We start from the raw sequence: 20,263 nt of genomic DNA, 5'->3' as shown, positions 1-20,263 counted from the left end.
TAAAGGCATGTCACGCCCTTTTGTCTCATTGCAACAATGGAAGTAGAGAAATGACACAATACCGTCCCCGCACTACTTTGGAACAGTGGCGTATCTTGCAAGCCGTCGTTGATGCTGGCAGTTACGCCAAAGCAGCCGAACGACTCAGCAAGAGTCAATCATCGTTAAACCACGCTGTCGCCAAGATGCAGACGCTATTAGGTGTCCAGCTATTAGAGGTCAGAGGCCGCAAGGCTTTCCTTACTAAGGCTGGAGAAGTGATGCTCCGGCGCTCGCGACAGCTGACCGAAAATATCGAATCGCTCGAAAACCTGGCTGAAAACATTGATATGGGCTGGGAGCCGGAGATCCGACTCGCTGTTGAATTAATCTATCCAACAGAAGCCCTCAATCAGGTGCTGGCTTTTTTCGAGCCTGAAAGTCGCGGCTCACGGATCAATATTCAACGCGTCGTCCTATCTGGTGGTCAAGAGGCGGTTGTCTCGGGAGAGGTCGACCTAGCCATCGTCAATCATGTACCCAAAGGCTATCTTGGCCAGCCGCTCTGCAGTGGAGAGCTTTGGCTGGTCTGCCACCCAGATAATCCCCTCAACAATGAGGTGCCACTGGAATCGCAGCACTTGGAAAAATCATTGCAACTGGTGATCCGCGACACCGGAAAGCAACCAAAAGAAGAACAGGGTTGGCTGAAATCCGAACAGCGATGGACGGTCGACAATTTCTATGAGGCACTGGATCTTTTGCTACAAGGGATTGGATTTGCTTGGCTACCACCACATATTGTCACTGAGCAGGTGCAACAGGGTAAGCTCTCGCGCCTGTCTCTCTCTGGGAGCAAAAAAAAATCCGTCGTCCTTAGTCTGGTACAACCCACCCCCGACAACGTTGGTCCAGGCACACAACGACTCACGGAATTGTTTCTCAATCACCACCGCGAGACCTAATAAATTCTAAATAAAAAAAGCGGCTTACCTTGAGGAAGCCGCTGATCTTATATGCGAACAGTCATCGTTTTATACTTGGTAGTAATCACGATACCAATCGACGAAATTCTGGATCCCCGTTTCAATCGGCGTCGACGGATGAAAACCTACCGATTTGTTTAAATCTTCGATATCAGCATAAGTAGCAGGCACATCGCCCGGTTGGATCGGCATATAGTTACGCTCAGCTTCCTTACCCAGCGCTTTCTCAATACAAGTAATAAAATGCTCTAACTCTACCGGTTGATGATTACCGATATTAAAGACTTTATATGGGGCACTTGAACAATGAGGCTGCGGCGCGGCGCCAGACCAGCTCGAGTTCTGTGCTGCGGGCTGATCCTGAATACGGACGATCCCTTCAACAATATCATCAACATAAGTGAAATCACGCTGCATTTTTCCGTGATTGTATACGTCGATAGGTTTCCCTTCCAAAATCGCCTTGGTGAACAAGAACAGCGCCATATCTGGACGCCCCCATGGGCCGTATACAGTAAAGAACCTCAAACCCGTGGTTGGCATACCGTAAAGGTGGCTATAGGTATGTGCCATCAATTCATTAGCTTTTTTGGTTGCTGCATACAAAGACACCGGATGGTCAACATTGTTATGCGTTGCAAACGGCATGGTGGTGTTCAGCCCATAAACAGAGCTGGAAGAGGCATATACCAGATGTTCAACATCGTTATGGCGGCACCCTTCCAGAATGGTCAGTGTACCTGTGATATTCGCATCCGTATAAGCAAACGGATGCTCTAAGGAATAACGCACCCCTGCTTGGGCTGCCAAATGAATAACACGATCAAACTTCTCATTAGCAAACAGCTTGGCAATACCATCTCGATCTTCCAGTGCCACTCGGACATGACGAAAGTTCACCAACTTGTCTAACATGCGCAGACGATCAAGCTTTAAGTTCACATCGTAATAATCGTTAACGATATCTAAACCAACAACCTCGTGTCCTTCATTACATAGACGCATCGATGTATGAAAACCGATAAAGCCTGCCGCACCTGTCACAAGAAATTTCATCATTCTTTCCCATTATAAATCAGCAAAAAGCTCGGAAAACCCGAGCTATTTAATCTCAATTGTTACGACACCAAACTACAGCTTTCATGCGAATTCAGCAATGCCACGCGCCTATGCTTTAGCATATCCATGGGGGTTGGCTGATTGCCAGCGCCACGTGTCTACGGTCATATCCTCAACCGTTCTCGTCGCTTGCCACCCGAGTTCCGTACTGGCTAACGCAGGATCCGCCCAACACTCAGCGATATCTCCAGCCCGCCTTGGCGCTAAAGTATATGGCACCGATTTACCGCTGGCAGTTTCAAACGCTTTCACCATCTGTAGTACTGAGTAACCACAGCCAGTACCAAGATTGTATGTGACGACGCCTGGTGAAGTAGTCAGTTTATCCAAGGCACGTAAGTGACCAACCGCCAGATCCACCACATGAATGTAATCTCTTACGCCTGTTCCGTCCTGCGTTGGGTAGTCATCACCAAACACATTCAACCGCTCAAGCTTACCAACTGCGACTTGCGAAATATAAGGCATCAGGTTGTTTGGTAAACCATTAGGATCTTCACCAATCAAGCCGCTTTCGTGAGCACCGACCGGGTTGAAGTAACGTAACAAAGCAATATTCCAACTACTATCGGAGACATATAGATCTCGCAATATTTCCTCAACCATCAGCTTACTGCGGCCATAAGGGTTGGTGGCACTGGTAGGAAAGTTTTCTCGAATAGGCACCGATGCCGGATCACCATAAACCGTGGCCGATGAACTGAATACCAGGTTCTTAACGCCGAACTCTGCCATCACTTCACAAAGCACTATCGTACCAGTGACGTTATTCATGTAGTAGCTGAGCGGCTTCTGAACGGACTCCCCAACAGCCTTCAATCCAGCAAAATGCACCACAGCGGAGATATCGTGTAATTGGAACACTTTTCGCAAAGCTTCACGATCCAAAATATCGACCTGATAGAAAGGCACTTTTTTACCAGTGATCTGCTCAACTCTTGCCAGAGAAACATCTGACGAATTTGATAAATTATCAACAACGACCAAGTCTTGGCCTTCATTCAATAGCTCAACCACTGTGTGACTGCCAATATACCCAGCACCACCAGTTACTAATATCGTCATGGGAGATCCAGTTGTTTAATAGAAAAGCCGATTAGTACTTAACGTACTAATCGGACTAACACAAAGAGAAAAGTTTACAGCTTAGCTGTAACCTCTTTCAGGTACTCGGCAAACTCTTTACCCAGCCCCTTATGACGCAGTGCGTACTCGACATTGGCTTTCATGTAGCCAAGCTTACTACCGCAATCGTGGCTTTGCCCTTTCATATAATAAGCATTAACTTGCTGCTGCTTCATCAGTACAGCAATAGCATCTGTTAACTGGATTTCGTCGCCTGCACCTGCCGGGGTAAACTCAAGAATATCCCAAATATCAGAACTTAAAACATAACGACCAACGACGGCGAGATTCGAAGGAGCATCTTCCTTAGCAGGCTTCTCAACGATAGCTGTCATCGGCGCTGATTCGCCAGGCTGCAACTCGTGCCCTTTCACGTCGGCAATACCAAACTTAGAAACATCTTCGTCAGGTACAGCTTCCATCATCACCTGGCTACAACCGGTGTCCTTGAACATACGCACCATTTCAGCCATGTTGTCACGAGTAAGATCACTCTTAACATCATCAATAATGACATCTGGCAGCACTACGGCGAAAGGCGCATCACCAACCATAGGGCGGGCGCACAAAATCGCATGGCCAAGTCCTTTAGCCGTCCCCTGACGCACGTGCATAATGGTGACATCTTTCGGACAAATGCTTTGCACTTCATCGAGCAACTGGCGCTTAACACGCTTTTCCAGCGTCGCTTCAAGTTCAAAGGAGGTATCAAAATGGTTCTCAATTGAGTTCTTACTGCCGTGAGTCACCAAAACGATCTCTTTGATTCCTGCAGCAACACATTCATTTACAACGTATTGGATCAAAGGCTTATCGACGATCGGCAGCATCTCTTTCGGGATGGCCTTGGTGGCGGGAAGCATTCTGGTCCCCAGACCGGCAACCGGAATCACTGCTTTCCTTATCATTTACGTGTCCTTACTTAAAATTAGGTGAAGTTGAGGAGATTATACGCCGAATGTGACAGATTCGTTAAGCTAAAATGTGACTTAAGTCTCATCAAATTTTAATAGTCTTCGCTAATGCGCCATATCAGTGCATCGAAGTATCAATTCAGAATGGGAACAGGCGTGGAACAAGAAAAATAACGACAAGACTGTAAACTACGGAAATAGGCAGCCCTACTCTAATAAAATCAATAAGTTGGTAGCGACCCGTATTAAAAACCATTAAGTTAGTTTGATAGCCATAAGGGCTGACAAAGCTGGCGCTAGCGCCAAATGCCACAGCTAAGGCAAAGGGCATCAAATTCACATCGAACCCCATAGACAGGCCATAGGCTAGCGGAAAGGTCAATGCAGCTGCGGCATTGTTCGTGACTAACTCAGTCATCACCAAAGTCATCAAATACACACCAACAAATGCCAACCACACCTCCTGTCCAGCAAACACACGCTCAGCATAAAGCGCCAGTAACTCGGCCAAGCCACTATTTTCAACAGCCTTGGCTAGCGTCAGCGCAGCTGTCACGATTAACCAAAGCTCAAAAGGAAAACGTCGCTTAACTTCATTGGTGTTTAAAACTTTGATGGCCAACATGCCCGCCAACAAAAAGATCAATCCAGAGAGCAGCGATAGGAGATTGAGCGCAGCCAGACCAATGACAGTAACGAAGCCGGCCAAAATAGCCCACTCCTGCAACCGGGTAAGCGCCTTTGGTAACCGAATGCCACTGACGATAAAGAAGTTCTTAGCGATATTACGATGTTGAGTAAAATCAGGCCCGACAGCCAATACTAAGTTGTCACCCGCTCGTATTTTTACATCACCCAACTTACCGCTGATCTGCTCACCACCGCGACGCATCGCCACAACGGCAGCATCAAAACGGGCTCGAAAACCAGCGCGCTTAAGGGTGCGTCCAATTACCGATGCCGTTGGTGTCACCACCACTTCAATTAAGTTTTCTGAAGGGAGACCGTTACTCTCAGCAAACATATTCAAGCCATCATACTGCTTGAGTTGATAGAGTTTGCTGACGTCACCGGAAAACACCAAACGATCACCCGCTTCAATCAACACTTGGGGTGTCACAGGGCTAATCAGGTGCTCATCACGAACAATCTCCACAAGGAAAAGTGACTCCATGTTACGCAAGCCATTTTCGAGCACACTTTTACCGATCAGTGGTGAGTCAGCAGCCACTTTGGCATCAATGAAGTAGCGCTTGAACTCCCCTTCTTCCTGTTCATGCAAGGGGAGCCAATGACTAACACACAGGAGGGTGGCTCCACCGGCAACAACCAGAGAAAGGCCAACCCAGAAAAAATCAAAAAATTCGAATCCCGGCGCACCAGCATCGATGATTAAGCTATCAACGATCAGGTTGGTTGATGTGCCAATCAAAGTCATGGTGCCACCCAGTATGGCGGCATAAGACAATGGGATAAGCAACTTGGAAGGCGCGTGAATACCATTATTGCGCAGTGAAGGAATGAGTGAAGCCACTACCGCTGTATTATTAAGAAACGCGGAAGTAATCGCGGTAAAACCTATTAAGCGCAGTAAAGTAACAAAATAGCTCGTGGAGATTAGCTTATGGGAAAGCCGTTTTAACCAACTGGTCTTTTCCAAACCCAGTGACACACTCATTAATAACAACAGAGTTACGAGGCCTGGATTAACCGCGTTATGAATGAGTTCCGCCTGATCAACAAGCGACAAACCTAACGCGGCAATCAATACGATGCCAAATAACGAAGCAGGACGGACACGGGTAAATAGCAACCCGGCAAGCAGAAAACCAAACAAACCGAGCACCGTCCACTGCGTTAGCGTCATCGGATCTACTTCACGATGTCGAGCAGATCTTTCGCTTCCCAATGAGGGAAGTGCTTACGAACAAGCGCATTAAGCTCCAATTCAAAATCACTGAAATCAGAACGACTCGTTTCCGCACGTTTACCGGTACCAACCACCATACCAGCACCAACCGTCACATTGGTCAATCGGTCAATAATGACAAAATTGCCACAACCTTTGACCTTCTGATAACTATCAAATGCCACCGGCTGATTCAGGTTAACCTGACAACGGCCAATCTCATTCAAGTTAAGACGCACGGCGTCATTGTGCTCCATGGTGTTCACGTCAATCTGATAATCGATCTCTGAAACACTGCCCGCTGTCGTCTTAGTCGCTAACTTAAAATCATACTGTTTACGCGGCAACATTGGCTCTTCCGCCATCCAAACAATGGTGACATCAAGGGCATCTGTTACCTGGGGACGATTATTGGCATGAACCAGCATATCGCCACGACTCACGTCAATTTCATCTTCCAATGTCAGGGTAATCGCCTGACTAGCAAACGCTTCTTCCAATTCACCATCAAACGTGGTGATCGTTTTCACGCGAGACTGCTTACCAGACGGTAACGCGACCACCTCGTCACCGACACGAACAACACCACCGGCGATAGTGCCAGCAAAACCTCTGAAATCCAGGTTGGGGCGATTGACATACTGAACTGGCAGACGGAAATCATCGAAATTACGTGCAGCCGTAATTTCAGCACTTTCCAGCATCCCCATGAGAGTTTCACCATGATACCAAGGCGTCTGCTCACTTCGTTCGACAACATTATCGCCTTTAAGGGCGGACAATGGCACAAACTTAATATGAGGGCTCTCTAGCTTCTCTGCGAACTTAAGGTACTCGCTACGGATCTCTTCAAACACAGTCTCAGAGAATTCCATCAAATCCATCTTATTAACAGCCACGACCACCTGTTTGATCCCCAACAGAGAGACGATGAAGCTGTGACGTTTAGTTTGCGTTTGCACACCATAACGAGCATCAATCAGGATCACGGCTAAATCACAGGTCGACGCACCCGTCGCCATATTACGTGTGTACTGCTCATGACCCGGTGTGTCAGCGATAATAAACTTACGCTTATCCGTGGAGAAATAACGATACGCCACATCAATAGTGATGCCCTGCTCTCGCTCTGACTGCAAACCATCGACCAAAAGGGCTAGATCGAACTCTTCGTCAGTGGTGTTAAATTTCTTCGAATCTTTCTTAATTGACGCCATCTGATCTTCAAAGATCATCTTGGAATCATGCAGCAAGCGACCAATGAGGGTACTTTTACCATCATCGACGTTACCGCAAGTCAGAAAGCGCATTAGCTCTTTCTGTTCATGCTGTTTTAAATACCCCTGAATATCCGAGGCGATCAAATCTGATTGATGAGACATATTCTACTGTTCCGTTTTCGTCGCTATCGTTCGATCTATTTAGAAGTAACCTTCACGTTTCTTCTGTTCCATCGAAGCCGCCTGATCGTGATCGATCACCCGTCCCTGACGTTCTGACGTCTTAGTCAGCAACATCTCTTGGATGATTTCCGGCAACGTCGTAGCAGTCGACTCAACTGCCCCCGTCAACGGATAACATCCGAGGGTACGGAACCTCACCATCTTCATCTCGGGAACCTCGCCCTCTTTCAACGGCATGCGCTCGTCGTCAACCATGATCAAGGTACCATCACGTTCAACGACTGGACGTTTCTCGGCGAAGTACAAAGGCACGATCTCTATATTTTCCAAATAGATATATTGCCAGATATCTAGTTCCGTCCAGTTAGATAGGGGGAATACACGGATACTTTCGCCCTTATTAACCTTGCCGTTATAGATATCCCACAGCTCTGGTCGCTGGTTTTTAGGATCCCAGCGATGATGATTATCACGGAACGAGTAAACCCGCTCTTTGGCCCGAGATTTCTCTTCATCACGTCTGGCACCGCCAAAGGCCGCATCAAACTTATAGTGATCCAAGGCTTGCTTCAGGCCTTGTGTTTTCATCACATCAGTATGCTTAGCGCTGCCATGGGTAAATGGCCCCATGCCCATATCCACGCCTTCCTGATTGATATGCACTAACAGATCCATATCGTGCTTATCCGTGAAGCGATCACGAAATTCAATCATCTCCTTAAACTTCCAGGTGGTGTCCACATGGAGTAATGGAAATGGCAATTTACCAGGATAAAACGCTTTACGAGCAAGGTGCAGCATCACCGCCGAGTCTTTGCCTACAGAATAAAGCATTACTGGGTTATCGAATTCAGCCGCCACTTCGCGGATGATATGTATACTCTCAGCTTCTAATGCCTTGAGGTGGGTCATATTGAACGGTTTCATGGTTCAGTCACTACTTTGCTAGCGTTAAAAAGCATCTGCAGAGAGCAAGGCGCTGCTCGCTGCTATGAAAAATGGATTGAGTATCGATTCTTTGTGGTTATAGCGAAGTGGCTCTCTGCTATCTGCATCAACCATCTCACCACCCGCAGCCACCAATACCGCATGTGCTGCAGCCGTATCCCATTCAGACGTCAAACCCAAGCGAGGATAAAGGTGCGCACGTCCTTCGGCGACCAAACAGATCTTTAAAGAGCTACCCATCGCCACCATCTCATGACTCGGCAGCTTGGTGAGAAACTCTGCGACCTCCTTGGACTGATGACTACGAGAGCCCACCACAGCCCATGTATCACTCGGCCGTGGTGCCAATGCAGAAATGGCGGTTTCTTTACCTGACTCAATTTTGTAAGCACCGAGCTCAATACCACCAATGTAGGCGGTACCAAGTACAGGAGCGACAACCACGCCTAACACCGGCTTACCCTGATCGATAAGGGCAATATTGACCGTGAACTCACCGTTCCGCTTGATGAACTCTTTGGTGCCATCAAGAGGATCGATTAGCCAATAGGTATTCCACTGCTGACGGGTCGGCCAATCGATATCATCAGACTCTTCAGATAACACTGGGATGTCAGGGGTAAGTAGGGACAAGCCTTGCATAATGGCTTGGTGTGATGCCAAATCTGCCGCAGTTAAAGGGCTATCATCGCCTTTAATCTGTACATCGAAATCATCTCTTTCATAGACCTCCATGATGGCATCACCAGCAGCCTCAGCCACAGTGAGCACATCAAGCAGGAGTTCTTTATCTTGAGCTAAAGACATACTCTCTTCCTTAAGGGATTAGCGTTTTGCAGGCAGATAGCCTTCGCTTTCCAAATAACTGAGCAGTTGTTGCGCACACTCTTCGACACTCAGCTGCGCCGTTTTAACAATCACTTCCGCTTGCTCAGGTGTCTCATATTCACTATCGATACCAGTGAAATTAGGAATATCGCCTTTGCGCGCTTTCTTATACAGACCCTTTGGATCGCGTTGTTCGCAAACATCCAGAGGTGTATCGACGAACACCTCAATAAATTCGCCTACTTCAAGTAGCTGACGAACCATTTGCCGGTCAGCGCGGAACGGTGAGATAAACGCTGTTAACACCATCACGCCAGCATCAACAAACAGCTTTGCCACTTCTCCGATACGGCGGATGTTTTCTACTCTATCTTTATCACTGAATCCCAGATCACCACACAGGCCGTGACGAATATTGTCACCATCTAGCAGGTAGGTGTGCACACCATTGTGATGGAGTAGTTCTTCCAGACAACCAGCCACTGTCGACTTCCCCGAGCCACTCAACCCGGTAAACCAAAGAACCGCAGGTTTATGCGACTTGAGCTCTGCGCGCTCCGCCTTAGTAACCTTGTGATGATGCCAAACGATATTATTCATTAAGAAATCCCTCTCGCCAGCTGAAAGTGCTGACTTAACATAGCGATAAATTAACCCAGCTTGTATATTCCAAAAAAGAATTTTTATTTAGTTTTTATTCCATTTTGGAATATGGAGTTTTTAGACGAACTAGCCAACACTACTCAACCAGTAATTCTGACATTATTGAAGCATCGGCACGTCACAAACCAGCCCGATAGAAACTATCTGCACTAGCTTACAGCAAGCTACAGAGAGATAAATCCGCCTTTGCGGCAACAGACTCTCGCACGCTCGCAGCCCTTGGCATACAATAGCGCCTCATATATGTGCCTGTCCCGAGCAGGTTATCTATTTGGAAAACAATCGAGGCCTTAAATGACTCAGGTTCGCACACGCGTCGCCCCCTCACCTACTGGAGACCCCCACGTAGGTACTGCATATATCGCTCTGTTCAACTACGCCTTTGCTAAACAGCACGGCGGCAAATTTATTCTACGAATAGAAGATACGGATCAAGCACGCAGTACCCCAGAATCTGAACAGATGATTGTTAAGGCACTGCGCTGGCTCGGACTGGACTGGGATGAAGGCCCTGACACTGGTGGTGACTGTGGCCCTTACCGACAAAGTGAACGTGGCGATATTTACCAGCAGTATGCCCAGCAACTCATTGCCGATGGCCATGCTTTTTACTGTTTTGCCACCCCAGAAGAACTTGACCAGATGCGCAAAGAACAGCAGGAAGCAGGGTTGCGCCCCAAATATGATGGCCGCGGACTCAATCACACCCAGCAAGAGATCGAACAGAGATTGGCTGCCGGTGATCCCTACGTCATACGTATGAAGATCCCTGAACAAGGCAGCTTCAAGTTTAATGACCACCTACGGGGTGAAGTTGAGATCCCTTGGGAACAGATCGACATGCAAGTGCTGATGAAACAGGATGGCTTACCCACCTATTTTCTCGCCAACGTGGTTGATGATCACTTGATGGGGATCACCCATGTATTTCGCGGCGAAGAGTGGCTACCCTCGGCTCCGAAGTTACTCCAGCTGTACGCCTATCTAGGATGGGAAGCACCGGTTCTGGGTCACATGCCGTTACTGCGTAACCCGGATAAAAGTAAGCTTTCTAAACGTAAGAACCCTACCAGCATCCTCTATTACCAACGAATGGGTTATCTACCACAAGCGCTGCTCAACTATTTAGCTCGCATGGGTTGGTCAATGCCAGATGAAAGCGAAAAATTCACTCTGGAGCAGATGATTGCAAACTTCGATATCAAACGCGTTTCATTAGGTGGTCCGGTGTTTGATCCTGAGAAACTCGATTGGCTGAATGGCCTTTGGATCCGCGAAGACCTCAGTGATGATGACTTTATCAGCGAAATCCACAAATGGGCCTATAACGAAAGCTATCTCCGCCAGATGTTACCCCATATTAAGAGCCGCGTAGAACGTTTCTCTCAAGTCGCGCCTCTCACCAATTTTATGTACAGCGGCCTGCTTGATCTGCCAGCCTCAGCTTTCGATGGCTTAGCCTTGGATGAAGAGCAATTGCGTAAGGTACTGCAATTTGTTGCTTGGAAGATGGACCAACTCAACCACTGGGATAAAGAGCATATTTTTCCGGCATTAAAGTCCTTGGCAAGAGCCATGGATATAAAGATGAAAGAGTTTATGGCACCCATTTTCATCTCTATTGCCGGTACAACGGCAACCTTCTCGGTGGTTGATGCCATGGCAATACTCGGCCCCGATCTGAGCCGCGCCCGTCTTCGTCAAGCGTCACAAACGGTGGGCAGTCCGTCGAAGAAAGAAGCGAAGCGCTGGCAAAAAGAGTTTGATGCTCTAGCAATCTAAGGCTGTTTTCGAAACGGCATACTAGCACTTGAAAGGCGCATTCATTTTTGAACGCGCTTTTTATTTACAACTAATAAATCAAAGACTTAATCACATGTTGTTTTGTGAGGCGCTTCATATTTTCATCTTTAAGCTTGTCGAAAAATTCTGCATTTATCGCCACTTGAGCTAGATATTGATCCTGTGCAACCGATGCACAATATTCAACTAACCAATACTCAAGGAGGAGTTATTATGCGTACTCGCATATTCCACGCTATTGCATTTTCCGCCGCTCTATTAACCACCACGAGTCTGAGTGTTATCGCAAAAGATGCTGATATCGATAGCTCTACTGCTAGCAGCAGTCAGCAAACCATTCAGATAAACCAAGCCAGCGCCGAAGAGATCGCTGATGCTTTGGAGGGTGTGGGGATGAACAAAGCCCAAGCGATAGTCGACTATCGAAACATGTATGGCCCATTTACCTCGTTAGCGACGCTAGAAGCGGTTAAAGGGATAGGAGTAAAAACGGTCGAGGCGAACAGTGCAAAGATCGCTTTTGATGTTCCAATAAAAAAGTAACCCCAGACAAAAATAGAAAAAGGCCGCTACGCGGCCTTTTTACTCTCATAAAACATCATAAAACTGCAAATCATTACTCAACCCGCTTACGACCAGCAAATGAATGGGCTAACGTCGTGCCATCAATACTCTCTAGCTCACCACCAACCGGCACACCATGAGCAATTCGGCTCGCATGTAAACCACAGCTGTTAGCCATATCAGCAATATAGTGCGCAGTAGCCTCGCCTTCTACTGTCGGATTTGTTGCTAAAATGACCTCTTTCAGATCGCCTGCGGAAAATGCCCGCTGTAACTGATCCAGTCCGATATCAGCAGGCCCGATCCCGTCGAGGGGAGACAGGTGCCCCATTAGCACGAAATAGCGTCCATGAAACTGGCCGCTTTGCTCAACCGCAACAATATCCGCGGGGCTTTCCACAACACACAGCACACCACTGGCTTGACGCTTAGGGCTGGCACAGATATCACAAACATCTTGCTCGGTATAAGTACGACAGCGCTGACAATGGCCTACTTTATCTAACGCTTGTTGCAGAGCATCAGCAAGTACAGCTCCGCCACGCCGGTTTCGCTCCAAAAGATGAAACGCCATACGCTGTGCACTTTTTGGCCCCACACCAGGTAAACAGCGCAGAGCTTCAATTAATTCTGTTAATAGCGGTGAAAACTTCATAAAACCAACCGTTGTAAGCAAGGAGGCTAATCTATCAGTGGCAGCTTGTTGCTGTCGAGATCCTTACAACATTCCTTTTCAGGTGATCACTGTCGTCGATAGCCACGTATACTGCAGCTATAACAAACACTCAACGAGTGCCGCAATGACAAAATGGATGGTTCTACCTTTTCTGATCTGCTCAGTAGAGCTTTATGCTGCGACCTGTGACAGCCTGTTTGACGGGCAAGAACGCCGGAAGTTACATAGCAGCGCTTCTATTGAGCTATGCCCCCTCACCAGTAATAAGCCGGTACTGATCGTTAATACAGCGAGCCATTGCGGTTTTACTCCTCATTTCAAAACACTAGAGGCGATACACGAGCAATATCAAGCACAGGGTCTGGTCGTCATCGGAGTACCCTCAGACGACTTTTGGCAGGAAGAAGATAAAGAAAAAGACACGGCCGAAGTATGCTACATCAATTACGGCGTTACATTTACCATGCTGGCCACCAGCAGCGTGCGAGGCGACGATGCCGATCCTATTTTTAAACAACTAGCACAACGCAGCGGCAGCGCACCAAAGTGGAACTTCTACAAATACCTGGTTGATACAGATGGTTCAGTTCAGGTCTTCCCGCCAACCACAGCACCGGACTCAGAAGAGTTTCAACAAGCTATTATCAAGCTGCTGAAATAGAAAAGGCCGCTATTCATAGCGGCCTTTTTAACGACAACGGCTAAAATTTAGTTGCAGGTCGCAACTAAAAGATTACCCTCATCCAGATTGTCATTCACTTCAAACAAGTAAACATAATCACCTGCCGCTGGAATGCTTATTTCACTCTCAGTTTGCGCTCCAGATGCCACTTCAAGATACGTCACTTGATCGACCGTCACACTACCGCCTGCTGCATACTCAAAGGCCCAATCAGCACTGGCAAACTTAAAGGTAAAGTCCGTAGCCATAGGCTCAGCAACTTTTACTTGATAACGGTTATCACCAACATACTCAAACTTATGAGTGTCTGGTGTGGCAGCAAAGTTATCACCGGTTACATAACTCCCCCGGATCCACATATCCTGTCCGATAGGTCCAACTTCACCGGTTGCTGCCGCGTTGCAATCAACAGGCTCGGCCAGCGGCGGAGCCTCTGGTGCAGGCGGGTCATTAGGCTCAAAAACCAGTGGCGGCGCTTCGTACGCGATAACATTTTCACCATAGTTTACATATCCGGCAGCACCTTCCGTGGTATCAAACACTAAGTCACCGGCAATGGCATTTTCGTAGTTGTCATGAACAAGGAACTTAAAGCAGTCAGAACTATCAGTGTACGCAGACACTTCATACACCCCACCGTAGTCACCCACTGTCGCAGCACGAACACCGCTGTCCATAGAAATAGTCTTCTCAAATACTTCCGTTACCGCATCACAACTATCGTCGTTCCAAGCATACAGCTCATAGTCTTGGTAAAGTTCGAACACCTCGGCATCCGTTAAGTCATATGTCATCGACAATGGCAATGCAAAGTGTACGGTTACCGTTTGACGAGGTCTCGCCGCCTCTTCCGCGATAATAATCTGTTCAAGTTTGCTCTCTGCATCAGCTTCATTCAGGAAACCATGGAATACATTATCTTGGTTCCAGTCCATGCGAGAACTAAATGTACCTAACTCAGTATCAACACTATCAAGAGGAATACTTGAGTAATACAATCCTTTTTGAACAACGACCCCACCAGGCACAAGTCTGAGTTTCCAACCATTAGGCAGCTCATTTAGAGCAGTCTCAGTCACGACCCATTCATCTTCAAATCTGTTGACCAAAAACCAAGTGCGCGTTTGTCCATCGGCGTCAACAAAGAAGCTTTCGCTAAAACGAAGTACGTTATAGCCGCTAAGCCCCGGGATCTGAGACTCATCTATTTCTGCGAAGGAAAAATCATCTGCCAACGCTTGAAGGACTTGAGACTCTAGTTCAACAACATCTTGAGTACCCCACTCTGGATATTCGTGTCCAACCCAAAGGCCGTTTTCACCACGCTCCCAGACACGTAAAACTTGGCCGATGTCGTCTTCAGCTTTAGTAAACGGATAGGCAGGTAACGCATAGTGATGGTACGTCGTAAAGTCAGTGGTTCGTTCGTCACTTAATGTGCGAAGAACAGTTGTCCAATCCTGGAACTTGATCTTATTCCCATCAAGGTCAAATACCGGTGTTAAAGACTCTGGATCTAACACATAACGTGCCCCAGACAATTCCGTGATACGTTTACCATCAACCAAACGGGTAGTTTCAGAACGTTCATCCCAGAAGCTGCTGAGCTCTCCACCATCCCAACGGAAATCGGCATACTCTTCCAGTTCTCTATCTCCGCTTTTGGCAAATATAGGCTTGGCATTGGTCTCGACACGTGTCCCGTCGGGAGATACAACTTCGGTAATAACTTCGTTGACGGAGCCATCTGCGCTCCAATCTTTCTCGATGACGTGAGTCACAATGCCCGCTTGACTGGTAGTGCGAGTGCGACTTTCACTATATGTGGCTGTTTCAAGATCAGTGGGTTCGAACTCATCAAACTGAGTTAAATGAACCAAACCATCTTCACTAAACTGCTTCGATTCAACCCGATGCTGAACCATATCTACCGCAGAAAAATCCTGCTCAGCGACTGCAGCAACTAAATCAACATCATCAAATATTCGGCCATTGTCGCGTGCGCCTTCAACGGAAGGTGAGCTCTCGTCAAAGTACTCTAGGTAATCTTTAGATTGCGCGGCGTCATCATAGTTACCAACACGGTAACTTTGCCCCTTGAAATTCATTTCACCATCACGGTCTTTATCGACCTGCCATGAAGAAATGCTTACAAAAGTACCATCGCTAGAGAAAGTTTCCTTCCATTGCGCCGTTTCATACGCAACTGGCTCGCCATCTTCGAGTATCAAATTGTAATGAGCATCTGCGAAGTACTTAACCGCCTCGCCCTCTACCATTCGAGCCTGACCCTTTGTGATGATCTCTGAGTACTCTTCAACCAGGTAAAGAAGCTCCGAGGTATGCCAATCGACAAAACTATAACGGCGTTTTCCAGCTTTAACCGTTTGGTTATCTTCTAGTTGCTGAGCTATTTCGTCGGCCTTGGCTTTAGCCGCCTGCAGATCGTCGGTTCTCTCAATCGCGGCTTGTGCCAATTCAGATTTGAACTCATCAGCAACGGCATCATCAAGAAAGTCACCGAACAACAGCGCATCATCCGCACTTTGAGCCAACGAAGTGGAAACTGTCGCTTTCGCCGCTAGCAGTTCTTGTTTGAGCTGTTCGCTAGTCACTGTACCAGTCAAGGCAAGGTGCAAGGTATCTTCCAGTTCATCAACAGCTAAGGTAGTAAATGGCGTGACAACACCCGCTTCCGCTTGAGCCTGTGCAAAATCTAACTCAGGTAACGGAAGTCCGGATAACACAACGGGGTTAGACGAGAAATCTTCACCAGTATCAACATCAACAGCACCGTCACCCAGCAATGCTCGTAACGGAACTTGCGTTGCTAACATCACATCATCACTGGTCAATACGAGTGAATAGCTCCCCGTATTGTCGGTCACAGCACGAGGTTCCCCTTCATCCAATTGACCATTGAGATTCCTATCAAGGAAAACCACAGCACCAGACACATAGCCATCAATAACTTTGCCGGCTAACGTAATTAAGTCTGTGACTGTAATATCAAAAGGAGGTAACGACGAAGATACCACTCCGTCAGAGGCAGAAATAACAACCGACGTAACAACACCGCTGTCGTCACTTTCAGGGACGCCAGTAATAGCTCCAGTGTTCGTATCAAACTCAGCCCAATCAGGCTTATTTTCAATAGAGAATGTTAGCGGCGCACCACCCGCATCCATCGCTACAGGTGTAAAAGAATAATCCACTCCCTCATCGACCTGAACCACGGGTGCACCTGAAATAGCCGGAGCAACATTGTTAACCGTAATTTCAAAAGCCAGCAAGTTCGCGCTAAGCGAACCATCAGTAACAGAGATAACAATAGAAGAGGTTGTACCCAGATCTGTGGCCGTGGGCGTGCCTGTCAAGCGACCCGTTTGCTCATCAAAAACAGCCCACGCTGGCATTCCTGTAATAGAGAATGTAAGTGGTGATGATTCTGCATCAGCAGATGTAGGCAGAAAGCTATAACTGCTGCCCTCATCGATCGTAGTTATTGGAGAGCCTGAGATTGTCGGCGCTTGATTAACGGGAGTAGAGCCACCGCCACCTCCGCCACCACACGCAGAAAGTACAACAGCCATACCTATGGCTGCTGCCAGTTTACTCTTTGTTAGCATCATTACTGCTGATCCTTTGCACTGTTCAATAGAAATGTAAAAACCCTTAGAGCGAAATACGGAGCATCCAACTCACTCGCAGAGGCGGGAAATTCAGCAGCAGGGTATCAAACTAGCAACGCTAATTTAACCATTACTTAACAAAAATTAATCAGGATCAAAAGTGAAAATAACAATCTGTGAGGCAAATCAAACAGACAAAAAAGCCGCAATGAAGCGGCTGATTTATAAAGAGCGTATTTTACTAAAAAGGCATCTTCATACCTGGAGGTAATTTCATACCACCAGTGGCTTCCGCCATCTTACTCTTATTGGTTTCCTCGATACGACGAACGGCGTCATTGACGGCTGCAGCCACCAGATCTTCCACCATCTCTTTGTCATCTTCCATCAGGCTAGGATCAATCTCAACACGACGTACGCTATGACTACCAGTCATGGTGACCTTAACAAGACCAGCACCGGCTTCACCGGTGACTTCCATATTGGCGATCTCTTCCTGCAGCTTCTGCATTTTATCCTGCATCTGCTGCGCCTGTTTCATCAGGTTGCCTAAGCCACCTTTCATCATCGTTCTTTCCTCATTTTTATCATCATTACAGATGAACTTTTGATGCCGCCAACATACTCAGGGCGACTCAATATTTCAAGTTAATGGCTTGATAGAATCATCATCAACGCTGGCATCGAACTGCTCAACGAAAAACTGAACATTCAGATCGGCGTTGATGATCTGTTTCGTTCGCTCCAACAACTCGTTTTTTAAACGCTGCTGTATCTGCCGAGGAGTTTCATCTGCGTCCTCTTGAGCCAGGTCGATGACTAAAGAGATACGCTGCCCAGACAGATCACTTAATGCTTCGACCAACTGTGCCTGTAAGCGTTCCGTTGCCAGGTGCTTTTGTTCTGCCACTAACCCCAGACGCCAAACATCTCCCTGCTCAATTAGTACCGAGTTGATAGCAAGTTGCCGCACGATCCCACCGAGTTCGCAAAGCTCAATCAACTTGCTCCACACATCATCGGTAGGCAGTAATTTGCGTTTTGATGGCGCTTTTTTGCTTACCGAATCAGCCGTAACTGGCACTGAAGCGGCTTGATTAACAGAGTTTGTCGGTATTGAGCTTTGTCCGCCGCTATCAGCATCCGCTGTATTCTCAGTCACTGCTTGCTGTTGTGACGTTATCTCTTGCTGACTTGTTTCGATAGGCTGTGGCCTGTTTAACATCACCGGGTTGGGTGATGTTGCGCCCAACCCTTTAGGCTTTTTTCCGCTTCGCTCCAAATTCAGTTTATGGCTACGCAGAATATTTCTTGCGGCAATAGCCTTACCCGCCCCGCTCTGAACCTCGGTATTCGGTGCTGGGGCATCTTGAGTTGCCACATCCTGAACAGCGGTTTGCTGTGCTGAAGTTTGCTGACTGCCCGAATAACCATGCTCGGTAGCAGTCAACATAATATGCTCCTGCTCCCTAACCAGTGCGTCTTGCATACTTAATGCGGCGGAGTCACTTGATGACCACTGTTCCTCATCACTACTCTGGTTATCTGTCTCAGCATGACTATCGGTGGTGGAATGCTCGATGACCGCAGGCGCTACCACAAGCGGCGCAGTTACGCTCTCGGGTGACGCCTCTACCTCATCATGACTAACGCCAACACTTGAGCCTGCCTCAGCATAGGCTGCCACTGGAACACTGCTACCATGGGGCTGCTGCGGAGGCTTTTCCGGCTCATCGGCAACCGCTTGCGGTTGTGGATCCAAGACTGGGAGATCTGACGGCCTGTTCAAAGGCTCTACCGGTTTCGGCGTGGTCTTGTTGGCACTAGATTCGACTATTGCTACCGGGGGTTCCCCTCCCGGCTCTGCACTGCTTGTTACCACACTATCAGCATGAGCACTCAAAGTGCTGACGTTCTTGTTGGGTTCAACGCCCTGCTCAGTTCCCTTTGGGCGAAAGCTCAGGCAACGTAACAGCGTCATTTCCAAAGCCACCCGCGGATCAGGAGAAAGTGGCAACTCTCTGCGTCCCTCGACCATAAAACGGTAGTAAAGCTGAACCATCTCAGGGGCTATACCACCGGCTAATTCAGGTAGTCCCTGCCATAGGGCAGACTGTGCGATGGAATCATCCATACCTATCTGTTGCAACATCGCAATACGATGCAACGCATCAGACAACTCGGAAAGCAGTTTATCGAAATCAGGAGAGTATTGAGCCAAGTGGGCAACTTGCGCCATCGCGGCGGAACCATCGCCCTTGACTATGGCGGCTAATAATTGCGTCAGCTGTTCACGTTGCACCGTACCCAACATCTGACATACCGTCAGGTAAGCCGCAGAGCCATTGCCGTGAGCAACCGCTTGGTCGGTCAAACTAAGCGCATCCCGCATGCTACCTCGAGCAGCACGGGCGATCTCAATCAGCGCATCATTGTCGAACGGGATCTGCTCAGCACTGAGTACCGAGCGTAAATGATTTGATATCTCATCCACCGACAGACTACGAAGATTAAACTGCAAGCAGCGGGATAAAATAGTGATAGGCAATTTTTGCGGATCAGTGGTGGCCAGCAAAAATTTCACATGGGGCGGCGGCTCTTCCAGAGTTTTTAACAGCGCATTGAAACTGTGTTTAGACAGCATATGCACTTCATCAATCAAGTAAACCTTATAGCGCCCACGAGTCGGCCGATACTGCACGTTTTCCAATAACTCTCGTGTATCTTCGACTTTGGTACGCGACGCCGCATCAATTTCAATCAAGTCAACAAAGTTGCCCTGCTTTACCTCCATACAGGCGCTGCATACACCGCAAGGTGTCGGTGTCGGTCCCTGCTCACAATTCAAACTCTTTGCGAGTAGCCTTGCGATGGTGGTTTTTCCCACCCCTCGCGTACCACTAAAGAGAAAAGCATGATGCAGTCTCTGTTGTGCAATACCGTTACTTATCGCCTGAACAACATGAGGTTGGCCAACAACTTCAGCAAAGGTTTGAGGCCGCCATGTACGTGCTAACGCCTGATAGCTCATC

General features: G+C 47.8%; 16 protein-coding genes. 4 read left to right on the top strand and 12 right to left on the bottom strand.

The genetic code is table 11. The annotated features are described in order from the left end of the window. Window positions 1-50: 50 nt before the first annotated feature. Window positions 51-944 (top strand): LysR family transcriptional regulator, encoded by an 894-nt coding sequence (locus DU002_RS10930; RefSeq protein WP_114338431.1) that lies wholly within the window; start codon window positions 51-53, stop codon window positions 942-944. Between the two features lie 69 nt (window positions 945-1,013). On the opposite strand, the gene DU002_RS10925 is transcribed toward DU002_RS10930, so the two are convergent. The 8 genes from DU002_RS10925 to cysC form a co-directional block, all read right to left on the bottom strand. Next, window positions 1,014-2,021: an NAD-dependent epimerase gene (locus tag DU002_RS10925; protein WP_199405229.1), complete on the bottom strand. Its 1,008-nt coding sequence runs from the start codon at window positions 2,019-2,021 to the stop codon at window positions 1,014-1,016. A gap of 111 nt (window positions 2,022-2,132) precedes the next feature. Next, a complete protein-coding gene (gene galE / locus DU002_RS10920) occupies window positions 2,133-3,149 on the bottom strand; it encodes a UDP-glucose 4-epimerase GalE (RefSeq protein WP_114338429.1) in 1,017 nt (338 codons plus the stop codon). Window positions 3,150-3,223: 74 nt separating this feature from the next. Continuing rightward, window positions 3,224-4,117 carry a UTP--glucose-1-phosphate uridylyltransferase GalU gene (gene galU, locus DU002_RS10915; RefSeq protein WP_114338428.1) on the bottom strand — a complete coding sequence of 298 codons (894 nt, stop codon included), beginning with the start codon at window positions 4,115-4,117 and terminating at the stop codon, window positions 3,224-3,226. Window positions 4,118-4,262: 145 nt separating this feature from the next. Further along, a complete protein-coding gene (locus DU002_RS10910; protein WP_114338427.1) occupies window positions 4,263-5,990 on the bottom strand; it encodes an SLC13 family permease in 1,728 nt (575 codons plus the stop codon). A gap of 5 nt (window positions 5,991-5,995) precedes the next feature. After that, window positions 5,996-7,414, bottom strand: a complete 1,419-nt coding sequence (gene cysN / locus DU002_RS10905; RefSeq protein ID WP_114338426.1) for a sulfate adenylyltransferase subunit CysN — start codon at window positions 7,412-7,414, stop codon at window positions 5,996-5,998. 39 nt (window positions 7,415-7,453) lie between these two features. Continuing rightward, window positions 7,454-8,362, bottom strand: a complete 909-nt coding sequence (cysD, locus tag DU002_RS10900; RefSeq protein ID WP_114338425.1) for a sulfate adenylyltransferase subunit CysD — start codon at window positions 8,360-8,362, stop codon at window positions 7,454-7,456. A gap of 24 nt (window positions 8,363-8,386) precedes the next feature. Continuing rightward, window positions 8,387-9,190: a 3'(2'),5'-bisphosphate nucleotidase CysQ gene (gene cysQ / locus DU002_RS10895; RefSeq protein WP_114338424.1), complete on the bottom strand. Its 804-nt coding sequence runs from the start codon at window positions 9,188-9,190 to the stop codon at window positions 8,387-8,389. Between the two features lie 18 nt (window positions 9,191-9,208). Further along, the gene (cysC, locus tag DU002_RS10890) at window positions 9,209-9,811 is read right to left on the bottom strand and encodes an adenylyl-sulfate kinase (protein WP_114338423.1); all 603 of its coding nucleotides are present in this window, start codon (window positions 9,809-9,811) and stop codon (window positions 9,209-9,211) included. Between the two features lie 357 nt (window positions 9,812-10,168). Here cysC and gltX point away from each other — a divergent pair, with 357 nt between their 5' ends. Together gltX and DU002_RS10880 are read left to right on the top strand one after the other, a co-directional pair. Next, the gene (gene gltX, locus DU002_RS10885; protein WP_114338422.1) at window positions 10,169-11,656 is read left to right on the top strand and encodes a glutamate--tRNA ligase; all 1,488 of its coding nucleotides are present in this window, start codon (window positions 10,169-10,171) and stop codon (window positions 11,654-11,656) included. A gap of 234 nt (window positions 11,657-11,890) precedes the next feature. Next, the gene (locus tag DU002_RS10880) at window positions 11,891-12,220 is read left to right on the top strand and encodes a ComEA family DNA-binding protein (protein WP_158538031.1); all 330 of its coding nucleotides are present in this window, start codon (window positions 11,891-11,893) and stop codon (window positions 12,218-12,220) included. Window positions 12,221-12,293: 73 nt separating this feature from the next. Here DU002_RS10880 and recR read toward each other — a convergent pair whose 3' ends face one another. Continuing rightward, on the bottom strand, window positions 12,294-12,896 hold the full coding sequence (gene recR, locus DU002_RS10875) for a recombination mediator RecR (RefSeq protein ID WP_114338420.1): 603 nt from the start codon (window positions 12,894-12,896) through the stop codon (window positions 12,294-12,296). A 145-nt stretch (window positions 12,897-13,041) separates the two neighbouring features. Here recR and DU002_RS10870 point away from each other — a divergent pair, with 145 nt between their 5' ends. Further along, window positions 13,042-13,578: a glutathione peroxidase gene (locus tag DU002_RS10870; RefSeq protein ID WP_114338419.1), complete on the top strand. Its 537-nt coding sequence runs from the start codon at window positions 13,042-13,044 to the stop codon at window positions 13,576-13,578. A gap of 47 nt (window positions 13,579-13,625) precedes the next feature. Here the strand turns inward: DU002_RS10870 and DU002_RS10865 are convergent, their stop codons facing one another. The 3 genes from DU002_RS10865 to dnaX all read right to left on the bottom strand — a co-directional run bounded on the left by DU002_RS10865 (window position 13,626) and on the right by dnaX (window position 20,262). Continuing rightward, window positions 13,626-17,231 carry a putative Ig domain-containing protein gene (locus tag DU002_RS10865; protein WP_114338418.1) on the bottom strand — a complete coding sequence of 1,202 codons (3,606 nt, stop codon included), beginning with the start codon at window positions 17,229-17,231 and terminating at the stop codon, window positions 13,626-13,628. Window positions 17,232-17,472: 241 nt separating this feature from the next. Further along, a complete protein-coding gene (locus DU002_RS10860) occupies window positions 17,473-17,799 on the bottom strand; it encodes a YbaB/EbfC family nucleoid-associated protein (protein WP_114338417.1) in 327 nt (108 codons plus the stop codon). A 75-nt stretch (window positions 17,800-17,874) separates the two neighbouring features. Continuing rightward, the gene (gene dnaX / locus DU002_RS10855) at window positions 17,875-20,262 is read right to left on the bottom strand and encodes a DNA polymerase III subunit gamma/tau (protein ID WP_114338416.1); all 2,388 of its coding nucleotides are present in this window, start codon (window positions 20,260-20,262) and stop codon (window positions 17,875-17,877) included. Between the last annotated feature and the right edge of the window lies 1 nt (window position 20,263).

This window comes from Corallincola holothuriorum (assembly GCF_003336225.1).
GTDB classification, from domain to species: Bacteria; Pseudomonadota; Gammaproteobacteria; order Enterobacterales; family Neiellaceae; genus Corallincola; species Corallincola holothuriorum.
Note: the sequence above shows the minus strand (reverse complement) of the source record. Positions and strands in the feature narration are given on the sequence as shown.